The 23,956-nt window shown below is 59.0% G+C and carries 26 protein-coding genes; 8 read left to right on the top strand and 18 right to left on the bottom strand.

From position 1 onward, the window contains the following. Positions 1-140 precede the first annotated feature (140 nt). The 8 genes from dapB to JNL86_00235 all read right to left on the bottom strand — a co-directional run bounded on the left by dapB (position 141) and on the right by JNL86_00235 (position 8,438). Complete coding sequence (gene dapB / locus JNL86_00270; GenBank protein MBL8041335.1) at positions 141-944, bottom strand: 4-hydroxy-tetrahydrodipicolinate reductase; 804 nt, start codon at positions 942-944, stop codon at positions 141-143. A 28-nt stretch (positions 945-972) separates the two neighbouring features. After that, entirely contained in the window at positions 973-1,845 is an 873-nt protein-coding gene (locus JNL86_00265) for a 4-hydroxy-tetrahydrodipicolinate synthase (protein ID MBL8041334.1), read from the bottom strand. A gap of 34 nt (positions 1,846-1,879) precedes the next feature. Further along, positions 1,880-3,142 (bottom strand): diaminopimelate decarboxylase, encoded by a 1,263-nt coding sequence (lysA, locus tag JNL86_00260; protein MBL8041333.1) that lies wholly within the window; start codon positions 3,140-3,142, stop codon positions 1,880-1,882. A gap of 108 nt (positions 3,143-3,250) precedes the next feature. Further along, entirely contained in the window at positions 3,251-3,523 is a 273-nt protein-coding gene (locus JNL86_00255; protein ID MBL8041332.1) for a hypothetical protein, read from the bottom strand. 26 nt (positions 3,524-3,549) lie between these two features. After that, the gene (gene argH, locus JNL86_00250; protein MBL8041331.1) at positions 3,550-5,004 is read right to left on the bottom strand and encodes an argininosuccinate lyase; all 1,455 of its coding nucleotides are present in this window, start codon (positions 5,002-5,004) and stop codon (positions 3,550-3,552) included. Beyond that, positions 5,004-6,221, bottom strand: a complete 1,218-nt coding sequence (locus JNL86_00245; GenBank protein MBL8041330.1) for an argininosuccinate synthase — start codon at positions 6,219-6,221, stop codon at positions 5,004-5,006. Before JNL86_00245 ends, argH begins: the two co-directional genes overlap by 1 nt. Positions 6,222-6,232: 11 nt before the next feature. Next, entirely contained in the window at positions 6,233-7,216 is a 984-nt protein-coding gene (argF, locus tag JNL86_00240; GenBank protein ID MBL8041329.1) for an ornithine carbamoyltransferase, read from the bottom strand. Between the two features lie 16 nt (positions 7,217-7,232). After that, a complete protein-coding gene (locus JNL86_00235; protein ID MBL8041328.1) occupies positions 7,233-8,438 on the bottom strand; it encodes an acetylornithine transaminase in 1,206 nt (401 codons plus the stop codon). A gap of 170 nt (positions 8,439-8,608) precedes the next feature. On the opposite strand from JNL86_00235, the gene JNL86_00230 reads away from it, so the two are divergent. Next, positions 8,609-9,253: a DUF2628 domain-containing protein gene (locus tag JNL86_00230; GenBank protein ID MBL8041327.1), complete on the top strand. Its 645-nt coding sequence runs from the start codon at positions 8,609-8,611 to the stop codon at positions 9,251-9,253. 28 nt (positions 9,254-9,281) lie between these two features. Here the strand turns inward: JNL86_00230 and JNL86_00225 are convergent, their stop codons facing one another. Continuing rightward, on the bottom strand, positions 9,282-10,118 hold the full coding sequence (locus JNL86_00225) for a hypothetical protein (GenBank protein ID MBL8041326.1): 837 nt from the start codon (positions 10,116-10,118) through the stop codon (positions 9,282-9,284). A 175-nt stretch (positions 10,119-10,293) separates the two neighbouring features. Here JNL86_00225 and JNL86_00220 point away from each other — a divergent pair, with 175 nt between their 5' ends. Further along, a complete protein-coding gene (locus JNL86_00220) occupies positions 10,294-10,899 on the top strand; it encodes a 2,3-bisphosphoglycerate-dependent phosphoglycerate mutase (GenBank protein MBL8041325.1) in 606 nt (201 codons plus the stop codon). A gap of 163 nt (positions 10,900-11,062) precedes the next feature. On the opposite strand, the gene JNL86_00215 is transcribed toward JNL86_00220, so the two are convergent. After that, entirely contained in the window at positions 11,063-11,584 is a 522-nt protein-coding gene (locus tag JNL86_00215; GenBank protein MBL8041324.1) for a hypothetical protein, read from the bottom strand. A 116-nt stretch (positions 11,585-11,700) separates the two neighbouring features. Between JNL86_00215 and JNL86_00210 the strand changes: the two genes are divergently transcribed. Next, a complete protein-coding gene (locus JNL86_00210) occupies positions 11,701-12,252 on the top strand; it encodes a hypothetical protein (GenBank protein ID MBL8041323.1) in 552 nt (183 codons plus the stop codon). A gap of 254 nt (positions 12,253-12,506) precedes the next feature. Here the strand turns inward: JNL86_00210 and JNL86_00205 are convergent, their stop codons facing one another. After that, positions 12,507-13,529 carry an ATP-grasp domain-containing protein gene (locus JNL86_00205; GenBank protein ID MBL8041322.1) on the bottom strand — a complete coding sequence of 341 codons (1,023 nt, stop codon included), beginning with the start codon at positions 13,527-13,529 and terminating at the stop codon, positions 12,507-12,509. Next, a complete protein-coding gene (locus JNL86_00200; protein ID MBL8041321.1) occupies positions 13,526-14,587 on the bottom strand; it encodes a putative zinc-binding metallopeptidase in 1,062 nt (353 codons plus the stop codon). Before JNL86_00200 ends, JNL86_00205 begins: the two co-directional genes overlap by 4 nt. Positions 14,588-14,759: 172 nt before the next feature. On the opposite strand from JNL86_00200, the gene ttcA reads away from it, so the two are divergent. Continuing rightward, entirely contained in the window at positions 14,760-15,635 is an 876-nt protein-coding gene (gene ttcA, locus JNL86_00195; protein ID MBL8041320.1) for a tRNA 2-thiocytidine(32) synthetase TtcA, read from the top strand. A 728-nt stretch (positions 15,636-16,363) separates the two neighbouring features. Then, positions 16,364-16,798, top strand: a complete 435-nt coding sequence (locus JNL86_00190) for a hypothetical protein (protein ID MBL8041319.1) — start codon at positions 16,364-16,366, stop codon at positions 16,796-16,798. 21 nt (positions 16,799-16,819) lie between these two features. On the opposite strand, the gene msrA is transcribed toward JNL86_00190, so the two are convergent. Together msrA and JNL86_00180 are read right to left on the bottom strand one after the other, a co-directional pair. Continuing rightward, positions 16,820-17,365, bottom strand: a complete 546-nt coding sequence (gene msrA / locus JNL86_00185; GenBank protein ID MBL8041318.1) for a peptide-methionine (S)-S-oxide reductase MsrA — start codon at positions 17,363-17,365, stop codon at positions 16,820-16,822. A gap of 31 nt (positions 17,366-17,396) precedes the next feature. Continuing rightward, positions 17,397-18,926, bottom strand: a complete 1,530-nt coding sequence (locus JNL86_00180) for a glucose-6-phosphate dehydrogenase (protein ID MBL8041317.1) — start codon at positions 18,924-18,926, stop codon at positions 17,397-17,399. Positions 18,927-19,093: 167 nt separating this feature from the next. On the opposite strand from JNL86_00180, the gene JNL86_00175 reads away from it, so the two are divergent. Further along, positions 19,094-20,014: a cell envelope integrity protein TolA gene (locus JNL86_00175; GenBank protein MBL8041316.1), complete on the top strand. Its 921-nt coding sequence runs from the start codon at positions 19,094-19,096 to the stop codon at positions 20,012-20,014. Positions 20,015-20,059: 45 nt separating this feature from the next. Here JNL86_00175 and JNL86_00170 read toward each other — a convergent pair whose 3' ends face one another. Then, on the bottom strand, positions 20,060-20,380 hold the full coding sequence (locus JNL86_00170; protein MBL8041315.1) for a PilZ domain-containing protein: 321 nt from the start codon (positions 20,378-20,380) through the stop codon (positions 20,060-20,062). A 357-nt stretch (positions 20,381-20,737) separates the two neighbouring features. Here JNL86_00170 and JNL86_00165 point away from each other — a divergent pair, with 357 nt between their 5' ends. Further along, complete coding sequence (locus JNL86_00165; GenBank protein MBL8041314.1) at positions 20,738-20,890, top strand: hypothetical protein; 153 nt, start codon at positions 20,738-20,740, stop codon at positions 20,888-20,890. Between the two features lie 313 nt (positions 20,891-21,203). Further along, complete coding sequence (locus JNL86_00160; protein ID MBL8041313.1) at positions 21,204-21,566, top strand: PilZ domain-containing protein; 363 nt, start codon at positions 21,204-21,206, stop codon at positions 21,564-21,566. An 89-nt stretch (positions 21,567-21,655) separates the two neighbouring features. On the opposite strand, the gene JNL86_00155 is transcribed toward JNL86_00160, so the two are convergent. The 3 genes from JNL86_00155 to JNL86_00145 form a co-directional block, all read right to left on the bottom strand. Beyond that, positions 21,656-23,047: a DUF3422 family protein gene (locus JNL86_00155; protein ID MBL8041312.1), complete on the bottom strand. Its 1,392-nt coding sequence runs from the start codon at positions 23,045-23,047 to the stop codon at positions 21,656-21,658. 124 nt (positions 23,048-23,171) lie between these two features. Beyond that, entirely contained in the window at positions 23,172-23,336 is a 165-nt protein-coding gene (locus JNL86_00150) for a hypothetical protein (GenBank protein ID MBL8041311.1), read from the bottom strand. A gap of 308 nt (positions 23,337-23,644) precedes the next feature. Further along, positions 23,645-23,956, bottom strand: a 312-nt coding sequence (locus tag JNL86_00145; GenBank protein ID MBL8041310.1) for an OmpA family protein, incomplete at its 5' end; no start/stop codon positions are given.

The raw sequence follows: 23,956 nt of genomic DNA, 5'->3' as shown, positions 1-23,956 counted from the left end.
TCCGATCACGGCCCGATCTGGAGCCACCTGCCAGGTTCGCCGTTCCAGGTTTTCCCGGCAGACGACCAGGCTAAATCGCCATTCCATAAAGTAGGTTCATCCGCAGGCTCAATCCATTGCGCCTATTTTTCTGGATCTCCTTACTTGAGGCTCAATACGTCCAGCATATCGTAAAGTCCGGGCGGCTGCTTCACGAGCCAGCGGGCGGCGCGAAGTGCCCCGCGTGCAAACGTGTCCCGACTACTCGCACGATGGGTGACCTCGATACGTTCACCCATGGTCCCAAACATCACCGTGTGATCGCCGACAATGTCTCCGGCGCGAATCGTCTGAATCCCAATTTCGCCTTTCTTACGCTCCCCGATCAATCCCTTGCGCGCATAGACTCCGACCTGGCCAAGATCTCGATTCACGGCCCTGGCCAAGACCTCTGCCATCTTCAAAGCAGTACCACTGGGCGCATCTTTCTTCAGACGATGGTGCGCTTCGATGACCTCAATGTCATAGTCTTCGCCCAGCGTCTTGGCCATTTCGGCAATCACCTTGTAGATCACATTCACCCCGACACTCATGTTGGGTGAGAACACGCAGGGAATCTGCTTGCTTACGCTACGGAGCTCCTCCAATTCAGCAGGAGAAAACCCCGTGGTTCCAACGACAATGCCCCGTCGATGCTGCGCCACAATCCTCAAGTGCCCAAGCGTGGCTGGCGGAGTGGTAAAATCCACCACCACCTCACCCCGTTCCATCAGACTGGACAGATCTTCTACAATCGGCACACCTGTACGCCCACAGCCGGCCACCTCCCCGGAGTCTTCACCAAGGGCATGATGTCCCTTGCTCTCCACCGCACCCGCCAGGGTGAGAAATGCCGAATCCTTGACTAGGGACACGAGACGCGAACCCATGCGTCCGGCCGCCCCTGTAACAACCACCTTAATCATGACAATATCCTTCGATACCCGTGGTCCGTTAGACCAAGCCGGCAGCCTTCATTACTTGTAGCAGTTTTTCGCGGGTATCTTTCCCCATCGGACAGAGCGGCAGCCGCATCTCCCGATCGATCTTACCCATCACATGGAGCGCTTCCTTCACCGGAATCGGATTGGTCTCATAAAATAGCGCGGTGAATAAGGGATACAATTCATAGTGCAGCTCCCGCGCCTCATCGACCCGACCGGCAAGAAAGGCATTGACCAACTGGGCCATTTTCCCGGGAAGCAGATTCGCAGTCACGGTGATGACCCCTTTGCCACCAACCGCCATCATGGGCAAGGTCAACGCATCATCCCCGGCTAACACGGTGAGTCGGTCTCCGCACAGCTGGATAATTTCCGAAGCCTGCTGAACGGTACCGCTCCCTTCCTTCACCGCTACCACCGTCGGACAGACCGCCAGACGCGCAATGGTGCTCGGCAACATATTGACGCCGGTTCGCCCTGGAATGTTGTATACGACGAGCGGAAGGTCGACTGCTTCAGCAACCGCCTTGTAGTGAAGGTACAGACCTTCCTGAGTAGGCTTGTTGTAATAGGGCGTAATCAGCAACGCGCCATCCACACCTGCTGCCTTGGCATGCTTGGTGAGGGCAATCGCTTCGGCGGTACTGTTGGAGCCCGTGCCCGCGACGACAGGGACTCGGCGCCTAACCACCTCAACCGTGAAGGCCACCACACGATCGTGTTCGGCATGGGTGAGCGTGGCCGATTCACCGGTGGTCCCACAAGGGACAATTCCGTGGGTACCATTGTTGATCTGCCATTCAATAAGGTCACCGAGGGCTCGCTCATCCAGCTTGCCGTTCCTGAACGGCGTCACAATGGCCACTAAAGACCCTGTAAACATTCAGCTCTCCATCTGAAAGACAGTAAAGACCACCCTACGCGAGAAACTCAGGGATCTCCTCGCCCCGTACCAAATCCTCGTAACTTTCACGCGAACGAATGACGTGGATCTGCCCCTCATGTACCAGCACTTCCGGGACGCGCGGCCTTGAGTTGTAGTTCGAGGACATGACAAACCCATACGCCCCCGCGCTCATGACGGCCATGAGATCACCAGCATTCAAGGCGGGCATGACACGATCCTTGGCCAAGAAGTCGCCCGATTCGCACACCGGACCAACGACGTCCACGGTCTTCTTCTCGCCTCGCGTGGCAGCTTCATACACGGGGCGGATGTCATGGTACGCATCGTACAAACTCGGACGAATCAAGTCATTCATCGCCGCATCCACGATCAGAAACCGTTTAGCTTCGCCATCCTTCGCATACACCACCTTGGTGAGCAACACACCGGCATTACCCACAATCACACGACCGGGCTCCATAATCAGCACACACTTTAAATCACGTACGAGAGGCGAAATCGCCTCGGCCAGGTCTTTCGGTTCAGGGGGTGTTTCGTCGGAATACGTAATCCCCAGTCCACCACCGATGTTGATGTATCGCAACGGAATTCCCTGTTCCGCCAGGGCCTGTACCATCGCCAGCACCTTCTTCAGTGACTCGACAAAAGGCGTCACCTGGGTCAGTTGCGATCCGATGTGTGCATGCAGCCCCACCACCTTGATGTGGCTGAACGCCGTGGCAGCCTTGAACTCCTCGATCGCTCGATCCGCCGCAATGCCGAATTTGCTCTTCTTCAGCCCGGTGGAAATATACGGATGCGTCTTCGGATCGATGTCGGGATTGATGCGCAAGGCCACCCGAGCCTTTACGCCCAAGGATGCCGCCACCTCGTTGATGGCCTGCAGTTCCGCCGGAGACTCCACGTTGAACATCAGGATGTCGGCCTTCAAGGCCTCAGCGATTTCCTCGGCTTTTTTCCCGACACCGGCAAACACGATCTTCGTAGGCGGCACGCCTGCCTTCAAGGCGCGATAAAGCTCCCCTCCGGAAACGATGTCCACGCCGCTGCCCTCTTTTGCCATAAGCCGCAGCACGGCCAAGTTCGAATTGGCCTTCATGGCAAACGCGACAATGTGCGGGATATTCTTGAAGGCTCCGTCATAGACCCGGAAATGCCTCACCAGGGTGTGATGGCTATAGATATAACAGGGCGTTCCTACTTCTTTGGCAATGCGCGAAAGCGGCACATCTTCACAGTACAATTCGCCTTCTCGATAGTGAAAATCATGCATCGTCGTAATCCTCGATCAACAATTTCAGCTCGACTGTCCATACCCGGAATCGGGAACGGATCCGCATGAGCGGACCCCGTGGATGGTCATATATTCTAACAACCGACCCTATCTCGTGCCCATGGTCCGTAGTGGAGGGGTCGGCAAGGGGTCGGGATCTGGAGGAATCGGCGCCTCCTCAATCGTCACCCCCGTGGGCGCAGTGGGCCGTGAGGCCGAGCCCCACACATTGGCGCCGCTGGCCAACAGCCCCTCCCGCCTCATCTGGCGTTCGATAATCGGCGCGACACCGACATCCTCCGGAGGAATCGGGGCACCCAAGACCCCGCACCCGGCCAATCCAAGCAGACCAAACACTACCGTAGCAGGACGGGCATGCATACGAACGCGCCTCCCGCCGACCGGCTTCATCCCTTCAGCGCCTTTTCAAGCTCCTTGATCCTCGCTTCCACCCGACGCCGCGCCGTCCCGCCGATCTGATCCTTCCGGTCGATCGCACCCCGAACCGTCAGGCAGTGCAACACATCCTTGCCGAAGCGAGGCGAAAATCCTTGCAAGTCCTGCACGGTGAGTTGTTGCAGTGGACGCTGCTGCTCCAGTGAGAATCGCACAATCTGTCCGGTAATGGAATGGGCTTCCCGGAAGGGAACCCCTTTGGTCACCAGATAGTCGGCCAGCTCCGTCGCTAGCATGCCACCGCCCTCAGCAGCCTCGGCCAGTACCTTCGTGTTCACAACGAGCCGTCGCATCAGTTCCGTGCAGAGCATCAACGATTGTTCCGTCGTGTCCACGGCATCGAACAATGCTTCCTTGTCTTCTTGCAGATCGCGATTGTAGCTGAGGGGCAACCCCTTGAGCAGTGTCAGCGTCCCCATGAGATGGCCGTACACTCGCCCCGTCTTGCCGCGCACCAGCTCCGGCACATCGGGATTCTTCTTTTGCGGCATCATGCTGCTCCCAGTGCAGAACGTATCCGGCAAATCCACATACCGAAACTCCTGCGACGCCCAGAGAATCAACTCCTCACTCAACCGCGACAGGTGCATCATGATCACAGAGAATGCACCGAGCACCTCAACGACCGCATCGCGATCCGAGACGGCGTCGAGACTATTTTGCGTCACCGAGGGAAATTCCAATAGCGAGGCCGTGTATCGACGGTCAACGGGATAGTTCGAGCCGGCAAGTGCGCCGGATCCCAGCGGCATGACATTCAACCTGGTCCGACAATCACGCAGTCGCCCCCCATCCCGGTCGAGCATTTCGGCATAAGCCAGGAAGTGATGCGCCATCAAGACGGGCTGCGCTCGCTGCAAATGCGTATACCCCGGCATTACCACATCGACATGCGCCCGCGCCTGCCCCACCAGCACTCGCCGGAACTCGTGAACCTGTCCCATGACGCGCGACAAGACATCGCGTAAGAAGAGGCGCAAGTCCAAGGCGACCTGATCGTTGCGGCTTCGCCCCGTATGGAGCTTTCCCCCAAGCGGCCCGATCAGCTCGGTCAGCCGACGCTCGATCGCCATATGAATGTCTTCGTCTTGGGGAGAGAAGGGGAATCGTCCGCCATCCAATTCCACTTTGACAAGTTGCAGCCCGCGCACAAGCTGTGCGGACTCCCGTGCCGTCAACACCCCTGCCCGTTCAAGCGTCCGGCAGTGTGCGATGCTCCCCTGAATGTCGTAGGGGTAGAGGCGTCGATCATAAGCCAATGACGTGGTGAACTGCTCCACAAGCCGGTCGGTTTGTTCGGCGAACCGGCCACCCCAGGCCTTGCCTTTGGGCAACGCTCGCGCCGAGCGTGACGGTGGGCGAGCGGACTTGCGCACCCGAGAGCCGGCAGACTTAGATTTCGCCATTACCGGCTCGCCCTCTTCTGACGCTGCGCGCGAATGGCCAATCGCAACGCGTTCAGACGAATGAACCCTTCCGCGTCTTTTTGCCGATACACGTCGTCTTCTTCGAAGGTCGCCATGTCCAGGCGATACAAGGAACGCGGAGACTTCCGTCCGACCACCGTGCAGTTCCCCTTGTAGAGCTTCACCCGCACAGTCCCGGTGACATCCTTTTGGGCTTCATCCAGCGCCACCTGCAGCATTTCACGTTCAGGCGCGTACCAATATCCGTAGTAAATGAGTTCCGCATAGCGTGGGATCAAGCTGTCCCGCAAGTGCAGCACTTCCCGGTCCATCGTTAGAGACTCCAGGCCGCGATGCGCCGCATGCAGAATCGTACCACCCGGCGTCTCATACACGCCGCGAGACTTCATGCCCACGTAGCGGTTTTCCACCAGATCGACCCGGCCAACTCCGTGCTCGCCACCCAGAGTATTGAGATGGGCCAGCAAGGCAGCCGGCTTCATCTTTTTTCCATCCACTGCGACCGGGTCACCGGCGACATAGTCGATCTCCACTTCCCGCGCCTTGGCCGGGGCCCGCTCAGGCGACACCGACATGACGAAAATCTCTTCCGGCGGCGCTTGCCATGGATCTTCAAGAATGCCGCCCTCGTAACTCGTGTGAAACAAGTTCATGTCCATGCTGTAGGGCTTCGCTTTCGTTGCCGTCACCGGAATGCCATGCTTCTCCGCATATTCGATCAACTCCCGGCGCGAACGCATGGACCACTCCCGCCAGGGCGCAATAATCTTGATCTGCGGGTGCAGCGCCATGTAGGTCAATTCGAACCGTACCTGGTCGTTGCCTTTCCCGGTCGCGCCGTGACACACCGCCTCGGCCCCTTCCTTGGCGGCGATCTCGATTTGGCGACGTGCGATCAAGGGCCTGGCGATCGAAGTCCCCAGCAAGTAACTGCCTTCATACAGCGCGTTGCCACGCAACATGGGGAACACGTGGTCCTTCACAAACACATCGCGGAGGTCTTCGACGTAGACTTTCCTGACGCCCAGGGACTGCGCTTTTTTCTTGATGGCCTTGAGATCTTCGCCCTGTCCGAGATCCGCGCAAAATGCCACCACCTCGCAGCCGTACACCTCTTCCAGCCACTTCAAAATGACCGAGGTGTCCAGCCCGCCCGAATAGGCCAAGACGACTTGTTTGTACGATGACCGGCTCATACCACTCCTTTTTACTGACGACGTGTCTGCGATTTCTTTCCGAGGAGCCTGACCAGAATCGCTTTCTGCATGTGCAATCGGTTCTCCGCCTGATCGAACACGACAGACTGCGGCCCATCCAACACCTCAGCACTGATTTCTTCACCACGATGCGCTGGCAGGCAATGCATCACCAAGGCATCCGGCTTCGCGTACTTCAGCAATCGCGCATTGAGCTGGTACGGTGCCAGGATCTTCAGCCGCTTGGCTTGCTCTCGCTCCTGCCCCATACTGATCCAGACATCGGTGTAGACCACATCGGCGTCTTTCACCGCGACGCAGGGGTCGGCGCCGATTTCGATTGTGGCACCGGTCTGCTGCGCCTCGACTCGAGCCAAATCCACGATGCGTCGATCCGGCTGATACCCAGGCGGACAGCCCACGGCAATCGTCATGCCGGTCTTGGCCGCAGCCTCAATGAGCGAATTCGTCACATTGTTGCCGTCACCGACATACGCGATCTTGATACCCTTCAAGCGCCGTTTTCTTTCCTGAATGGTCAGCAAGTCGGACAAGGCCTGGCAGGGATGATTCAGATCGGTGAGGCCGTTGATGATCGGAATGCTGGCCTCCCGTGCCCACTCCTCGGCGATGGCGTGGTCGAAGGTCCGCAGGACGATGGCATCCAGGTAGCGCGACAACACATGCGCCGTATCCGCCACTGTTTCCCCGCGGGACAACTGAATGTCGCCCATCGGCAGCACCATGGCTTGGCCGCCGAGTTGATTCATTCCGGCCTCGAACGAGACACGGGTCCGGGTCGACGGCTTCTGGAACAGCAGGCCCAACATACGCCCAGGCAAGAGGGGATGAGGGACGCCGCGACGTTGCTTCGCTTTCAGCTGCGCAGCGAGCCGCAATAATCCCTTCAGCTCTTCCGCAGGGATCGAAAGCAAATCCAGAAAATCTTTCCCGAGACCAGCCCGGGTAGTCGACCGACGAGGACGCCGCGACATACGCGCCCCTACTCGCTTAATGGGTTGAGGTGGTTCGTTGACTAAAAATCTGTGACAGCGCGGCCAGCAGACGATCAATTTCGCGCTCTGTGATGATGAGCGAGGGCACGAAGCGCAAGACCCGATCGCCGACGCAGTTGATCAGCAGCCCGCGCGTCAGACAGTCGGCGACGACGGCTTTTCCGTCAATCTCCAACTCCATACCTTGCAGCAAGCCGAGCCCCCGCACCTCTTTGACGCAGCGATGCCGCTCTTTCAAGGTGGCCAGCCCCTTGGCCAGGCACTCGCCCATCCGACGCCCCTGATCGAGAATCTTCCCTTCCAACAATACGCGGAGCACCGCCAGCGCCGCGGCACAGGCCAGCGGGTTGCCACCGAATGTCGAGGCATGCGTTCCCGGGCCAAAGGCGCGAGCGACACTGTCGGTGGCCAGGCAGGCGCCGATCGGCACGCCGCCGCCGAGCCCCTTGGCCAGCGTCATGATGTCGGGCTGCATCCCGAACTGTTCATACCCGAAGAGGGTCCCGGTCCGTCCGATGCCGGTTTGCACCTCGTCGAAAATCAGCAGCACGTCCCGTTCACGACACAATTCCCGCAGGCCTTGCATATAGCCGCGATCGGCGACATGGACTCCGCCCTCAGCCTGAATCGGTTCCAACATGACCGCAGCCGTCTTGGGTGTGATGGCCCGTTCGACCGCCGGCAGATCATTGAAGGGCACATAGGAAAAGCCCGGCATCAACGGAGCAAATCCCTTGTGGACCTTGTCCTGGCCTGTGGCTGTCAGCGTGGCGAGCGTGCGGCCGTGAAAGGAACTCGTCATCGTGACGATCTCATACCGATCAGCGCCGTATTTGTCGTAGGAGTACTTGCGGGCCAGCTTGATGGCCGCTTCGTTCGCTTCCGCGCCGCTGTTGCAGAAAAAGACCTTTTGCGCGAACGAATGCTCCACCAGCATCTGCGCCAGGCGTACTTGCGGCTCGGTATAATAGAGGTTCGAGGTATGAATCAGGTGCTGCGCCTGCTTTTGGATGGCCAACACGAGATCCGGATGTCCATGCCCGAGCACATTGACCGCAATGCCGGCCACGAAATCGATATACTCCCGGCCCTCCAGGTCATAGACCTTCGTCCCGCGCCCGCGCACGATCGAAATCGGCTGGCGCGTATAGGTATTCATCAGGTACTGATCGGCATTGAGACGCAACTCGCCCGTCGGCATGGCACACCTCTCCCATCGTGAGTCGGCGAAGCTATCATACGAACCAGGTGAAAGCAACCGAACCACCGCCTGTCGCGGCTCCTGGCGCGGCGGTCGTCGGTTTGGACAGAGGCGTTCCACGGGAGGTGTCCCTTGACGGGAAGAGACGGCGGATGGGATAAGGTGGCGGTATGAAATCCTGCGCACAGTGCCGACAAGAAAACCGGGACGACGCCCGCTTTTGTCACCAATGCGGGGGAGCGTTCACCGTCGAACCCCGAGAGACCGTCCTTGAACCGGAGCAGCCTAGCGGCCCCCTGACGGACACGGAACTGTGGAAAGCCTTCATCGGCCCGAACGCCGATCGCTACCTCGAAACGTTCAAGAAGTTTTCGGGCCCCTCCGGTCCACAATTCGCGCTGACCTGGCACTGGCCGGCCTTCGTCTTCGAGCCGTTTCTCTGGTTCCTGTACCGGAAAATGTACGGCTACGCGCTCATCTATGCCATCGGACCCGCCATGGCGTTCTACATCACGCAAGATCTCTCGGCCGACATCGTCTGGCGGATCATTGCGGGAGCCAGCGCCAACTACATCTACTTCTGGCACGCGAAGGAACAACTCGCCAAGATCAAAGGGCAGCGGGCCGGAGCCGACGAGAGCAAACAACAGATGTTGGGAGAATTGGGTGGCGTACAGCCCTACGTCGTCTGGGTCGGAGTCGGGCTGCTGGTGCTGAAAATCGGCTTGGTCGTGACCATGCTGAAGGACGGTCCGCCTGACGGACCGAAGGGGGCACCCGCCAAACCACATCCGACCAGCCTGACCCAAGTGTAATTCGCACCCTGAATCGGTGCGCCTCCAGCTAGCCCTCCTCGACCAGCCGTCGACGCTGCCACTCGATCCACGAGGCGAACCAATCGAAATCCTGTTGGTACGCCGCCCCGCTGAGATCAGGCGTGGCCTGCGTTTGCTCAAGTTGCGTATAGGTGCGCGGCCAATTTTTTTGCCACCAGGACTTCAGCTCATCCGGCCCGTAGGGTTGCCCGCTGGGGTTGGCAATGCCGGCCGCTGAGCATAATCCCGCCACCAAGGGCCAGTACCGGTCCTTACCGAGCCCGAGACTCCGGAAATGTTCGCGCAGGAGGAACACCACCCACAGTTCGGCACTGTTTTTCTTGTTGTGCTTGAAGGGCTGCGTTTGCCGCAACGGAACCGGGTCGAAGGTCTTGATCACCGACGTGTAGTCAGGCCCACCATAACTGCCGGCGGACTCCGCAATTCCTTGCAGCATATTGGCCAACTCAACCTCCACGATCGGCGGCCTGGACACCGTGGGCTCCGTCACCCCACCACCCAGGGGATTCGTCGCCGTCAGCAGTTCAATCAGCGGCTTGAGTTCCCGCAACCGGATGGCGGCTGCCTTCAGAATTTGCTCGGACTCAAGCCAATAGTCCGGATCTCCTTTGGACGCCCGTTCCCGGCCTGGCGGCGGCAGTACGACTGGAATCCAGTACCGCACCAACACGAAAAGAATGTACTCGACCTCTCCGCCGACCTGCACCACCCCAGCCAACGCCTGGCTCACCCCGAACGCCCGACGGAAAAAGGCCTCCACGCGATCTTCGACCTGCAGACGACGCCCCATCGCCTGCCACCATTGTTGCAACTGAGACCAGTCTGTGGGGGAAACCGTCGACATCGCGATGCTCCACGCATGAGGAGAAATCGGCGGCATGGTACTGACTGCCACCACTGAATGCAACCGACAAGGCGCATCCGCCACAAGCTCGAACGAGCCGGAGACCTTGACAGGATCAAGGGGCAATCGCGTACCCTGTCGATTCAGCCCCCTTCGGACAAGGAGACGAGATACCATGAGCAGACTAGTTCTAATCCGTCACGGCGAATCACAGTGGAATCTGGAAAACCGCTTCACCGGGTGGGTCGATGTCCCACTCTCCCCCAAGGGCATCGAAGAGGCCAAAGCGGCCGGGAAGAAACTGGCGGAGTTCAAGTTCGACCGCGCATTCTCCTCCGTGCTGGCTCGTGCCAACGAAACGCTTCGGCTCGTACTCGAAGCCATCGGACAGACGGCTATCCCCATTGAAAAGGACAAGGCCCTGAACGAGCGGATGTACGGCGAGTTGCAGGGGCTGAACAAAGCCGAAACGGCCAAGAAGTTCGGCGATGAGCAGGTGAAGATCTGGCGACGGAGTTATGACGTGCGGCCGCCCGGCGGGGAAAGCCTGAAAGATACGGCCGAGCGTGTGCTCCCCTACTACGACAGCCGCATCAAGCCCTTCGTGCTCAAGGGAGAAACCATCCTCATCGCCGCCCACGGCAACAGCCTGCGCGCGCTGGTGATGCAACTCGAACAGCTGACGCGAGAGCAGGTCCTGGAGCTGAATATTCCGACAGGCGCCCCGCTTTTGTATGAACTCGATACCAGCGGCAAGGTGCTGTCACACCGCTATCTGTAGCCGGTCATGACACCCTCGCGCGCAGACGTCCGCAGCCCATCCTAGGATGAATCGTGGGCTGTTCACAAAAGCCGTCGAGCAAGGCCGCAGCCAGCGAAGAGGTGAGGCGTACCCTCCGGGTACGTTGAGCCTCCGAACTCCGCGCGCGGGCTTTTTCAACAGCCTACACACACTGGCTGAGCAATTCCTGGTACTTGTCCAGCGGCACCAGGTCGGGAAGCAAGACCAGCAACTTCGGCCGATCCTCCGTTTGAATCAGCCCTTCGGTCTCCAACACATCTGAAATTTCCTCGGAGGCTGCCATGGCCCCGCCTTCATAATCGCCCACCGGGGCATATCGAGCGCGGCGTGCTTCCATTTCCAGAAGGTACTCGTCCCAGGGTACCGCACCCAGACGATACGTGGTCTCCCAATCCGCACGAATCAGGTCGAGCACCCGCTGGAACAACAGCTCGCGATACTTCCGCGGAATATGCGCGTTGATCGCTGCCGACGCCCAATAAAGTGTGAAGGACAGGATCTCCCGCGTGAATGCATCCTCTTGCTCCTCCGTGCCCTCAATCCCGTAATCACCCAAGGTCTCAACCGTGATTCGACGCGGAATCAGCTTATACAAGGCGTCTGCCGCTTCGGCCGGCGTCATCGATTCTTTTTTCATACCCACCCCCGCAAGAGGCCCCAGCATACTGGAGCTCCGCGCACCTTGACAACCCTAGACATCGCGCCGCCACCACGCGACGTATGCTTGTCCGCAGAAATGGCCTATGCTACAACCTGCGCGTTCACATTGAGACCGACGCCATGACACCTTTACGACGAATCCAGATTCTGTTCTGCATCTTCCTGTTCATTGGTTGTGTCTGGTCCTCGCCGGCCAGATCTGCGGAATCGCAAGGAACTCATTGGGGGTTCACGACCGACGTGGGTCTGTGGACCGGCACGACCAACAACACGACCTTTGCGCTTGGCTTCGGACTCGATTACTACGTGGACCCGAACTTTTCATTTGGCGGGTTGGCGCTCTTCACCCCAGTGGGTGACCTGACACAGGTCGGGGTCGCCGGCGTGGCGAAATATCATCTCCGACTCGACGGCGGATTCAATATCGTCCCCTTTGCCGGCTTGGGCATCCTGCACGCCGACCTGAACCGGGGCAGCGGCCCTTCCAAGATCGATCGCAATGACACCAGCCATTTCATTCCGCTGGGCATGTCCCTGGAATATCAGATCGGGCCCAAAATCGCGTTCTCAACGACCCTCATGGTGAACTTGCACCACATCACCCTCTCACCGCCCGTACCGAACGACAACACCAGCGTGGCGCTGCTCTTCGGCATCCGCTGGGGACCGTAGACTCACCCTCCCGATAGTGCGTTGATCATGTTCAGAGGTTTGAGCGAGAGCCCGAGGCGTACTGCGTGACGTACGTCGAGGACTGGAGCGAAACGAGAACGCAGCTGGGGAGACGTTTCAGCGGCTGCTCTCGCGGATGGTCAAACGGGCCTGACGGCAAGGCCGCAGCGAGTGAAGGACCGAAGCGTACTTGCGCAGTACGTTGAGGGACTGAACGAAGCGAGAACGCAGCCGCAAGCCCGTTTCAACATCCGCTACGCGGCTTGGGCGGGGCGCCATCGCAACCCCACCTGCAACAATTCCTGCAGCAGATCTTTGTAGGCCAGGTCGGCTTTCTCGGCTGAGTCGGCAAAATCTTCACCGCTCGCGATTTGCGGATTGGGGTTGGCTTCGAGGACGTAGACATTGCCGTCTTTGTCCATCCGCATGTCGATGCGCGCATAGCCGCTCAAGCCCAATGCACGATAGACACGCTTGGCGAGATGCTGAATCTGATCGGCGACCCCGTCCGGAAGATTCCTCGCCTCGCAGGAGCAGATGCCGTACTTGTCCTGGTATTTGCGACTCCACTTCACACGTTGCGTCGCGATGCGTCGCGCCTCGTCCGGCATCTTGTCCATCACCAATTCCCAGACCGGAAGGACTTGCAGATGGGCATTGCCCATCACACCGACGTAGAGTTCGCGCCCCTCGATGTATCGCTCGACGAGGGCTCCGGTCCCGATATGGTCATGGATGAAGGCCACCCGTTCGCGCAGCTTCTCATCGTCGTCCACGATCGACGCCTGCGAAATCCCCAAGGACGCTTCCTCTGTGATGGATTTCACGATCAGCGGAAAGGACAGATACTTGGGTCGCCGCACCATCCGATGTAACGGCACCACCATGAACTCCGGATAGGGGATGCGATGGTAGGACATCACCTGTTTGGCCAAGGCCTTGTCCCTGGCCAACATGAGCCCGCGCGGATTGCAGCCGGTGTAGGGGATCCGCATCAACTCCAGATAGGACACGACATTCTGGTCGTAGACGGCCAGGCCGTCGAATTCCTCTAAGAGGTTGAAGGCAATGTGCGGCTTCCATCCCTCCACCGCTGTGCGGATGACTTCCAGATCACTTTTCACGCCGAGCGCCTGCACGTCGTGGCCCAGCTTTTTCAATGTTGAGACGACATCATATTCCGTCCGCCATTCCGCGCCCTCCGGATTCTGACCGTTGAGCGGCTCCGGAGGAACCAGATCCTTGTGCATGAGCACCAGCACGCGCAATCGCTTCATAACGCTACCTTGTGCCTCCCGCTGTGCAGATAGTTCATGGTCTGCACCGTCAGCAGGATCGCGAAATCGAGCTTGGCTTGCTCGCGTGGCTGCGTCAGATGCAACTTCGACGCGTGGCATCGTTCGATCATGCTCTCCAGAACCTGATCGATGGTGTACTGATATTCACCGGTCCATTCTGCGACGCGGCGGCGGATCTCCTTGCGTGTGCGAGACAGAAACTCGGCGGCGCTGAGATTCTTGACATGGACGGGCTGGTCCGAAAACAGCTTTTTCAGGTCGCTGTCATAGGATGACGCGCGCCCGATCCCATAGTGCTTCCGTTTTTCCTCATAGTGGTCGCGCAAGGTCTTGTAGATGCGAGGCAGCGGATCCAGCAATTGCCGCCCGGTCACCCTTGGCGCCACCTCGGCCAACTCGCCCATGAGCCGCTCCATGAACTCCAGCTTCTTCATCACCGGCCATCCGCGATACCGCTCGCGCCAGCACGACTGCGGATCGAGCCACACGGCGAACGTTTCGGCAAAATCTTCATCGGGATGACTTTGCGCGTACCAGACATCCAGGTGACGCACGAAACTCCGGCTGTAGGGCCGCGGCGTATAGTATTCAGGATAGGGCTGAGAGGAGCGTCCGAACAATTTCTGCCGCCGCCGACGACGACGGAGCAGGAAAGCATTTTCAATCGCATGGCCGGCCTCGTGACGCAAGATGCGCATACACCAGTCGTGTGTGCCTCCCTCCACTTCCAGCATCTGACTAGCTTCCAACTTCGCGAGCCGCGGATGGGCGAGATAGAAGGGGACGGCAATTCCCGGCACGCCGTCCGGGGTGAACCACTCGTCTGAAATCCACACATATGGCCGGAACAGCAACCGGCGTGCGGCCAATTCGCGATACAACTGTGCGATCGGCTCTTGATAAAACGTGCCGTCGAGCCGTAGATCCAAATCGCACATGCGAAGGTCGAGAAGTTGCTCGTCGTTCCACTCCGTCCATGCCGGTGCAGGAGTTGCCGGAAGGCCCCGCTGTGGTCGCTGTTTCTCGCTTCGCCCCATCGTCCCGCCACCAAAAAGCCTCGTCCGACGCCAATTTGTCCTGTTTCAACTATAGCAGCTCGCGGAAATTGCGCTGGCCGCTCGGACGGAAGGATGGCTGCTGATTAGGGTGAAACCCTCGGTGCTGCCCCCTATCCCATTCCCAGCCACGCTTGCGCTACAATGCCGAACCATGCAACCCCTCATCACTCCGCTGACGTCGCCCTCCCCACGGCGAGCCAAACCTCCCGAAGAACTCGAACGCCTGGAGACCAGATTGTGCCGCCTCGTCGGACAGGCGGTCGCCGACTATCGGATGATCGAGGACGGCGACAAGGTCATGGTCTGTCTTTCAGGCGGGAAAGACAGTTACGGGCTCTTGGAGATTCTGCTCTCACTTCGCAGCCGGGCACCGATCGAATTTGAGATCGTGGCCGTCAATCTTGATCAGAAACAGCCGGGCTTCCCCGCCCACGTGCTCCCTGACTATCTGACCAAGCGCGGGGTACCGTTTCACATCGAAACACGCGACACATACTCCATCGTCAAGCGATTGATTCCAGAAGGCGACACCACCTGCGCCCTGTGCTCGCGCCTACGTCGCGGGCACCTCTATCGGCTGGCCACCGAACTACGTGCCACCAAGATTGCCCTGGGACACCACCGCGATGATATTCTCGAAACCCTCCTCTTGAATCTGCTGTTTACCGGCAAGATGAAAGCGATGCCCCCCAAGCTACGCTCCAAGAGCGGCCGCCATGTGGTGATTCGCCCGTTGGCGTATGTGAAGGAGGCCGACCTGGCCCGTTATGCCGAGCTGCTTCAATTTCCGATCATCCCTTGTGATCTGTGCGGCTCGCAGGAAGACCTGAAACGCAAACAGGTCAAGCAGATGCTGCAAGACTGGAATCAGCGGTTTCCAGGATCGAACGACAGCATGTTCGCCGCACTCGGCAACATCGCCCCTTCGTTACTGCTGGATCGCACGCTCTTTGATTTTTCGTCTCTCAAAACCGAGGATGGACCTGACGATCCTGCCGCACGCGATTCCGATGATGAGAGCCTGTAGGCACGCACCCGCATGTTGACCATGGGATGGTCCGGCACATTCCGACAGCCTCACAGCCTGGCTCGATCGAAACCGTCCTCAACGAGGAGGGGTCCCGACGCGCGAGCCACCGAAGAGGATGTGAACTGAGCGAAGAATCAGACCCGCTGACGAAGATGGGATCGGCGTCCACATCGCAGACAGCGATGCGGATAATAGCCGATCAGGAAGAAGAAGAAATCCAGCAGCCCCTGCCGTCGAGATCGCTTGGTATACCCGGAGCATTTTCCACAATACGACATGTAACCCACTCATTCGCTTGAGACCATGGTACCGCTTCGGAAAAGAATCCTACTGAATCTTCCCGAGGCGATGCAAGTCTAGTTTGGACGACGAAGCGATCAGCCAAACAGCCATGGGGTGACTCACACTGGCACAATAATGAACGTGTGAATCCGAAGTCACAGATGGAAATCGGCACTCAGGTACGGCGACGCAAGCGAAAGCGATGGTGACAGAGCGTGCATCGGAATGGATAGTAGCCCATCAAATGCAGAAAGAAATCCTTCCAGCCGTGCCGGGCCACGCGTTTGGCACTGCCTGAACACATGGGACAATAGACCATATTCCGTGTCGGTGCGCGCCTTTCTCCGTCGCATCGGGTAAGATGACCGACTTGCGCGGGAACGTGAGTGTGAAGTAGTTGGGACGGGGACGCAAGTCCCATCGGATGGAGGCCCGTCAGCACTGTGAATCGACCCACTACGCTCCCTCGACAGGGAACTGAGCCGCCACTCTGGTCCATTGCTGCGGCCGCAGCGGTGATCATTCTCACTCCGATGGTGCTGTTCTCCCTGGCACCGGAGGGGCCGATTCGTGAAGGGGACACCGTCTTCTCAACGGGGGCGCACAAGGTCGCCCTCTACCGACCGGAGCAGCACCGGCAAGCCGGCTATGACTCGACCTGCCTCCTCGACCCCAAAGATCCCATGATCGTCCTTCATGCCTCGGCAGAGGAGTCGGATGAGGACCTGCTGGCTCAGGTCCAGGGCAAGAGTGCCATCGAGTGGCCGTTCTGTCCGCCTCAAGCAGAGCTTCTCATCAAACGATATCAGGTCACCCAGCAACCAAGTGTGCTTCAGGACCTGCGCGACGGCATGTTCAGGCTGCTCAAGCGCGTCTAGGGTCGGCCTGCCGTTTCTCGATCACCCCCGGAGTAGAGACGAAAACTTCTGGCGGAACTTCGCGACCTTTGGCCCCACCACATACGCGCAGTACCCTTCAAACGGATTCCGCGCAAAGTACTCTTGATGGTAGCGTTCCGCTTCGAACCACTGCGTCGCCGGGACCACCTCGGTCACCACCGGATTCTGGTAGAGGCCCGCTTCCGTCACAGCCGCAATCACTTCCTGCGCGCAACGTTGTTGCTCGGGGGAGTGATAGAAAATTGCGGAACGGTATTGGGTCCCGATATCGTTCCCCTGTCGATTCACTGTCGTCGGATCATGAATGACAACAAATACGTTCAGCAGATCGCGATAGCTCACCACCGAAGGATCGAAGGTGATCCGCACCGCCTCCGCATGACCGGTTCGACCGCCGCACACTTGCTCATAGGTCGGCTCATCCACTTGACCGCCGATATATCCGGATTCAACCGAGTGCACGCCTTTGACCTGGTCATAGACCGCTTCCAGACACCAAAAGCAGCCTCCCGCCAGCGTGGCAATCTCCATCCCGCCCTGCGTCATCACCAACCTCGCGTTCGATTCCAGCACGCCTCTAGGCCTGCCCGCCGTTCCACCACTCTCGGCCCTCGCGCCGCAAGAGCGCGTCGGCTTCCGGAGGGCCCCAGCTTCCGCTTTGATAGTTCGGAAAGGCCGCCGGCCCGGGAAGAGACTTCCAGACATCCAGAATCATCTGCACGACCGACCAGCCCAATTCGATGTTGTCGGCGCGCTGAAACAGCGTCGCGTCGCCGGCCATGGCATCGTGGAGCAGCGTTTCGTACCCGGTATGCGGAGCATTCCCGAAATAGTCGGCATACTGAAAATCCATATCCACGGTCCCGATCCGCACCGTCGGTCCCGGAACCTTGGCGCCGAAATGCAGAGAAATACCCTCGTCCGGTTGGATCCGGATGACGAGCACATTCGGGGCCAACCGATCGACTTGAGTCTTTCGAAACAACATAAACGGCGCGCACTTGAATTGGACCACAATTTCGGTCAAACGCCGGGTCATGCGTTTTCCCGTCCGCAAATAAAACGGCACTCCGGCCCAGCGCCAGTTGTCGACAAAGAGTTTCATCGCCACGAAGGTCTCTGTCATCGACTCCGGAGCTACATGCGGTTCCGCGCGATACCCGTCAATAGGCTTCCCGTCGATCGCCCCCTGGCCATACTGACCAAACGCGACAAACCGCAAGACGTCGAGGGAACTCAGTGGAATCACGCCACGTAGGACCTTGGCTTTCTCGTCGCGCACGGCATCCGCGGCAAAGGAGTTGGGCGGCTCCATCGCCAAAAAACAGAGCAGCTGCAGGAGGTGATTCGGCACCATGTCCCGCAAGGCGCCGGCCTGTTCGTAGTATCGGCCGCGGTGTTCGACCCCGAGGCTCTCCGCCACCGTGATTTGCACATGATCGATATATCGCCGATTCCACACCGGCTCAAAGATGCCGTTGGCAAACCGGAACACCAGGATGTTCTGCACCGTTTCCTTGCCGAGATAGTGATCGATCCGGTAGATCTGACGTTCCTGCAGCACACGTTGCAGTTCATGATTGAGAGCCCGCGCGGAATCCAGGTCATGTCCGAACGGCTTTTCGATGATGACTCGACGCCAGATTCCCTCCCGTTCGACCGTCAACCCGTACTCGCCGAGATGCGTCACGATTCTGCCGAACAATCCCGGAATGGTCGCCAGATAGAAAATGTAATTCCCCTTGGTCTCGGTGGTCCTGTCCACTTCCGACAGGAGATCATTGAGCCGGCGATAGGTACTTCCTTCCTGAAAATCCCCAGCCAGGTAATGCACGCGTTGCAACACCGCCTGCCAGACCGCTCGGTCGGCGGACACGGGCAAATACTCGCCCATGACCCGATCCAATTTTTCTCGAAAAGCCTCGGTCGTACTTTCCGGCCGATCGAGTCCCACAATGGCGAATTCTTCCGGCAGGAACTGCCCGGCCATGAGATTGTAGACGGCTGGAAGCAGTTTCCGCTTCGCAAGATCGCCGTCGATCCCGAAAATGACCATCACGCACGGAGTACGAAGCCGGGGAAGATCCATAGTAGGCCCTAGGTTCATCAGTGAGGTGCACACCCGCGAGGCGACATCCTGCCTGATCCCTGCGATCTACGCAACCTCTGCGCGAGTGTGTCGGCAGGTTTCCGACTTTGAGTAGGTGCCCCGTCCACCTCGTGATACTCATGAGAGAGACACGAACAGCGTCGCCCACCCACGCGAGCACGATCATGCGATCTCATGTGTTTCATCGACTGTTCACCCCGGCATGCGCCCGTTTCCGTCAATGGTCCCTGCGCCTGCTGATCCCGGGAGTGCTGGCACTCACTGGCGGGGCGCCATACGCGAACGGATCGCCCATCCAACTCGCACCGCAAGATCTCCAGATCGAGTTGCCCGCCGACAGCTTGTTCGGCTCCATACCGGTCAATCGTCGACTCACGGTCTTCATTCACGTCCCCGATTCACCGGCCTGGCAAGGCATCCCGCTGCTCGCCCGGTTCGAAATCCCCGACACAGCCCCGTACATCGTGCCGATGGACATGGACCACCACCGACATGGGTATTCCACCACCGTCGACCTGGGCCGACTGTCGAGCACCATAGGGACACCCCCAAAAGCGACGACCGTTCACATTCTCATCGGTCGCCCGCGCGGGGAACAGGTGGAGCCACTGCTCAGTCGCACCGTCATCATCACGATCGCCATTCCAGGCTACGCGGATCACCACCGAGGTCCGGCAGACCTTTCGCTGCAGATGACTGAGGGCCTGCGACACCTTCAGCACGCACCCGCAGACCTCGCCCTCCTGGAAGGCCAGGTGAACGAAGAGGAACTGGTCGGAACTCGGAATCTGGCACGGCAGGATGGCTATTGGAAAATGCTGCAGGGATTGATCCGGCAACGGCTACAGGACGACCCCGGAGGTCGCCAGGTCACCGCGTTACGGCGAGGACCGGGCATCGGCTTTCGGCTCTATGCAAACGGAGAGGCGCAGCTCATTGAAGTCGAACGGAGTTCCGGGGACCTGAAGCTCGACCAGGCTGCACTGCTGGCCGTAGTGAACGCCCACCCGTTTCCCCCGTTTCCTGCAGGGACATCAGACAATTTCGTGGACGTGCATGTTGAAGTCCCGCCTCGAGCCCATTAACGAAAACCACTGACCAAGGTAGCCCTTCATTGGGCAGACAAGGGACTAGTTATTCTGCGTCCGCTTTAACCAATCGATAAACTTTTGCAGTCTGGCATGCTCTTCGTCGTGTACATGCACAAAGACGAGCCCAAACCCGGTGGCATCTGTCCACCGTACCTCCGCGACCTCCACCGTCAAGGGTTCGTAGGGCGCCGGAAACTCAACGTGGAGGGAGAGACAGGCCCTGGCAGGAAGTGAGTCTTCACTGACGACGTGACAGCCTTCCTTGGAGAGGCTGGTCATCAACCCGCTTCCGGCAATGGACTGGCCGGAAAAGGTGAGCGGCACCTGAATTTCATAACGAGGGCTATCGCGACGCTCCACAAGTTCCTTTCAGAAAGGCGTGGTGTTCCGTCATTCCGTGGCACCACCTGAGATGGATACGCTGTTCAGCTTCCGAAATCAACCAGCATCCCCCAGAATCACCTGCTCGCGAGTAACAGCGCCTGCAGGTGTTCTGGATACATACGCGCGGTTCGTCCTACGTATCGGGAAGGATACGGTGCCGTATCTGTTTTTCCCCTTCCGGACCACCCATTCCGTTCACTGCAATGATCACGATGGGGCATCCCATTGAATCAACGTGACCATTGACCGGAGACAATCGAGATCAGACTGGCATAGGGGTTGCTGCATTGAACGCATAGAGCAGCTCCTTCATCACGTCACAGGAGAGACATCATGGAACTAAGCTTGGACATGCTCATCGCGGTGGCGGCGTTTTCCACCCTGGTCCTCCACTGGGTTACGGATCTCCTGCGGCAGAACCTCGCTCCGGAACCAGCGCAGGGGCATGGGGCCTCTCACGCGGAAGACTCAATGTGGAAGGGGTGAGGAGACTCGCCATGTTCCCCCTGAAGCAGCTACAAATTCCCCGAGCGCCCAAGGGGAGCCCCCTTGCCCTTCTCCTGCTCATCCTCCTCCCGTTTCCTATCGGTATTCCTTTGGCACTCTGGCTGACAAGCCATCGCCCGCTCCCGAACGCCCCCCTGGCACCTCCGGTTCCTCCCACAGGAACTCCTAAGGATTCCCCTTGATTCCGTGACAAGCAGGCGTTCTTAGCCGCCCCGCTAAAGTTCAGAAAAACCCCTACCGAAAAGGTCTGTAGGCCCTCAGAAATCGAGGGTGAAGGCAAGGAGGCCTTACCATGGACATGGATCTTCGTTCATCCGCCCGCGTGACCGTCGCCTACCCAGTTCGGCTCTCCGGAGACTCAATGTTCGGCCAGGGCACGCTCATCAATCTTTCGGCGCCCGGCTGCGCCATCGAAACGACTCTTCCCGTTCGACCAGGCGACTATCTTGAGTTGCACGTCATGGCACCGGATCAGGCCAGACCGCTGACCGTGGGGCTCGCGAAAGTTCGTTGGGCAACCGAGCAGAAGGCTGGTGTGGAGTTCATTCGAGTGCGTCAGGACGAGCAGAGCCGTCTACAGCGCTTGATCGGGCTCGTCCTGGAAGAGTCGACTGTCGGAACCACGCCCGACAGGAAGGAATTGACCGCCGCCTAGGCCAGGCGAATGCGGTCGCGGCTTCATTACCACCTGGCTCTGGGTTCGGGGAGCACCCGCTCCTTGAGTGGAGCAGCCCAAGAGGGACGTCAGTGTCCCCCAGGGTCCGTGGCGGGATTCGCCATCCGCTTGACGATGATTGTCCTCCCCACCGTCATGAGGGTGAAGGAAATCGCGAACGCGATCGGCACGAAAATCGCCGTCGCCACATTGGCATTCTTGATCCACCCCATCTCGTAACAAGCCTTCAGCACATAGCCGCCCAAGCCTGTCAGATAGTAGGTGATGACGATCACGGAGAGGCTCTCAACCGTACGTTGGAGAATCGCCTGCGCGCGTGTTGTGGAATCCACGCTGGCCAGCAACTTCATGTTCTGATCCTGCAGTTGAATATTCTGCTCCTGCAACCGCAGTTCAATGTGGGTACGAAGGACGGCGACGGTGGCCTCGAAATCCTTCTCCATGGCATCGATGCGGCGGAGCAACTGTTGATAGCCGTCTGTGACGCCGGTGATCTTCCAACTCACATATTCCGAGATTTGCCGAAGCGGAGGATAGGGCCGCTCCTGTAACGCCGCCAGGTTGCTTTGCACGATACGGTCGTAGGGCACCGAGGCCGACAGCCGATATCGCATCGATTCCGCCAACCGGCTCACTTGCAGCAGGTCCTGCGTGAGGACCGTCAGCCACTTCTGCATCGTCGGCGGAGTGGTCCCGCCCAACTGCTCGATCAGTACGGCCCGCTGATAGAGATGCCGTTGCTCATAGTCATGAATTTGATCGACCGCCCGGGAGAAGGCCTTCATCGGCAACATGACCAGGTGATAGTAGTTTTCGATCGCGACGATCGTATCCACCACTTTCGCCACCTGTTGCCGGAGCACCTGCTCCGAGGTTGAACAAACCAGATATCGCTCCCGATCGAACTCATCGGGCGTGAAACTGGTGACCGCCACAATATCGTCCCCCAGAATCCGACTCCCGTACACCATGGCGCCGGGGAGTCTCGCAGGCAGTTCCCGCTCGAGCGGCAGATCTTGAGGCAGAAAGAGCAGGTCCAGGGCGTTCACCCGAACGCCGAGGGGACAGAGGGGCATAACATACCCCGGGAACGTGATCGGGCCGAAATCCAACGGGGCGCTCGCGTCCTTGAGCACATGCCAGACCTGGTAGCTGTAGTACTCCGTGTGGGCTTCCCACACCACCACCAAGCGGTCTCCGTTGGCCGCAACCTTGAACCCATAGCCAAAGCGCTCCTCAATCGCGCCTTCGCTAATTTCCAATGCCTGGAGCAGATGCTGAAACTCCCGGCGACTGTTGGGTCGTTCCACCGGCGGATTGGCCATCCGGTACGCGACGTGATGAATGTGCGCCGGCACACCGAGCCACTGCGGGAGATACTGCTTATTGGACTGATGAATCCGGTTCAGAAATCCCGCAGGACGGGAATCGGCTCCGGCAGGCTCGACTGAGTCCGTCATAACGTCCGCATCTCCGACTGAAACGAAAACCGCCCCGGTCGCTCGTCCCACAGACCCGATGCAGCACCCCGGCGTGGCCGGCATCGACCCACGGCATTACTGGCGGCCAAGACGGACAGCGTCATTACTCATCTTCCTCTTCGATATCCTCAATGCCTTCGTAGCTGACATCCCCTTCATGGATGGATGACGCCATTTTCTCGCAGGCAGATTCGATAATCTCCTCAGCCTCTTCCGGCGAGTCGGCTGAAATTAAAAACTTCACGGTAATTCCAAAGCGCTGGTTCACGAGCATACTCCTTCGGCGAATGAGGGGCAGAACGTCTGTCCCCGCTGAGGCTCAATACCATAAGCTCCCGCGTATTGTCACCATGCTCCCGCAGAAGGCAGACGCGTCAAACCGGAAGGTATCGTCTCGGCCGGACCAAAAATCTACCGACAGCCCTGCCAGAAGGGAACGATGCCCTCGAGGCTCATCGAGGAACTCGGGTGGTGATGACGGAAGTGGGGCGAGAGACGGAATAGGGAAGAGGGAAAGGGACAGGGCGGCTCACACCTGGCCCCGGCGCCTCAGGGGCAGACGCCGGGGCCTCTCGATTATTTGCGCAGCAACATGTGGCCGCGCCGGTTCTGTTGATGGCAGACTTCATCATGATCGGCGCAGAAGGGACGATCCTTCCCGTAGGAGATGATCGCGACCTGCTTGGCGTTGACGCCCATGTCGACCAGGAAGCTCTTCGCCGCCTTGGCACGTTTTTCACCGAGCACGAGATTGTAATCATGGGTACCGCGTTCATCGCAGTGCCCGGAGATCTTGAGCAGGGCCTTCGGGTTCTCCTTGAGCCAGACCGCGTTCCCCGTCAGCGACGCCACGCCGTCATTGTCCGACACGTTATACCGGTCGTACCC

Source organism: Nitrospira sp. (genome assembly GCA_016788885.1).
Taxonomy (GTDB): domain Bacteria; phylum Nitrospirota; class Nitrospiria; order Nitrospirales; family Nitrospiraceae; genus Nitrospira_A.
This window is presented reverse-complemented; position numbering and strand designations above follow the sequence as displayed.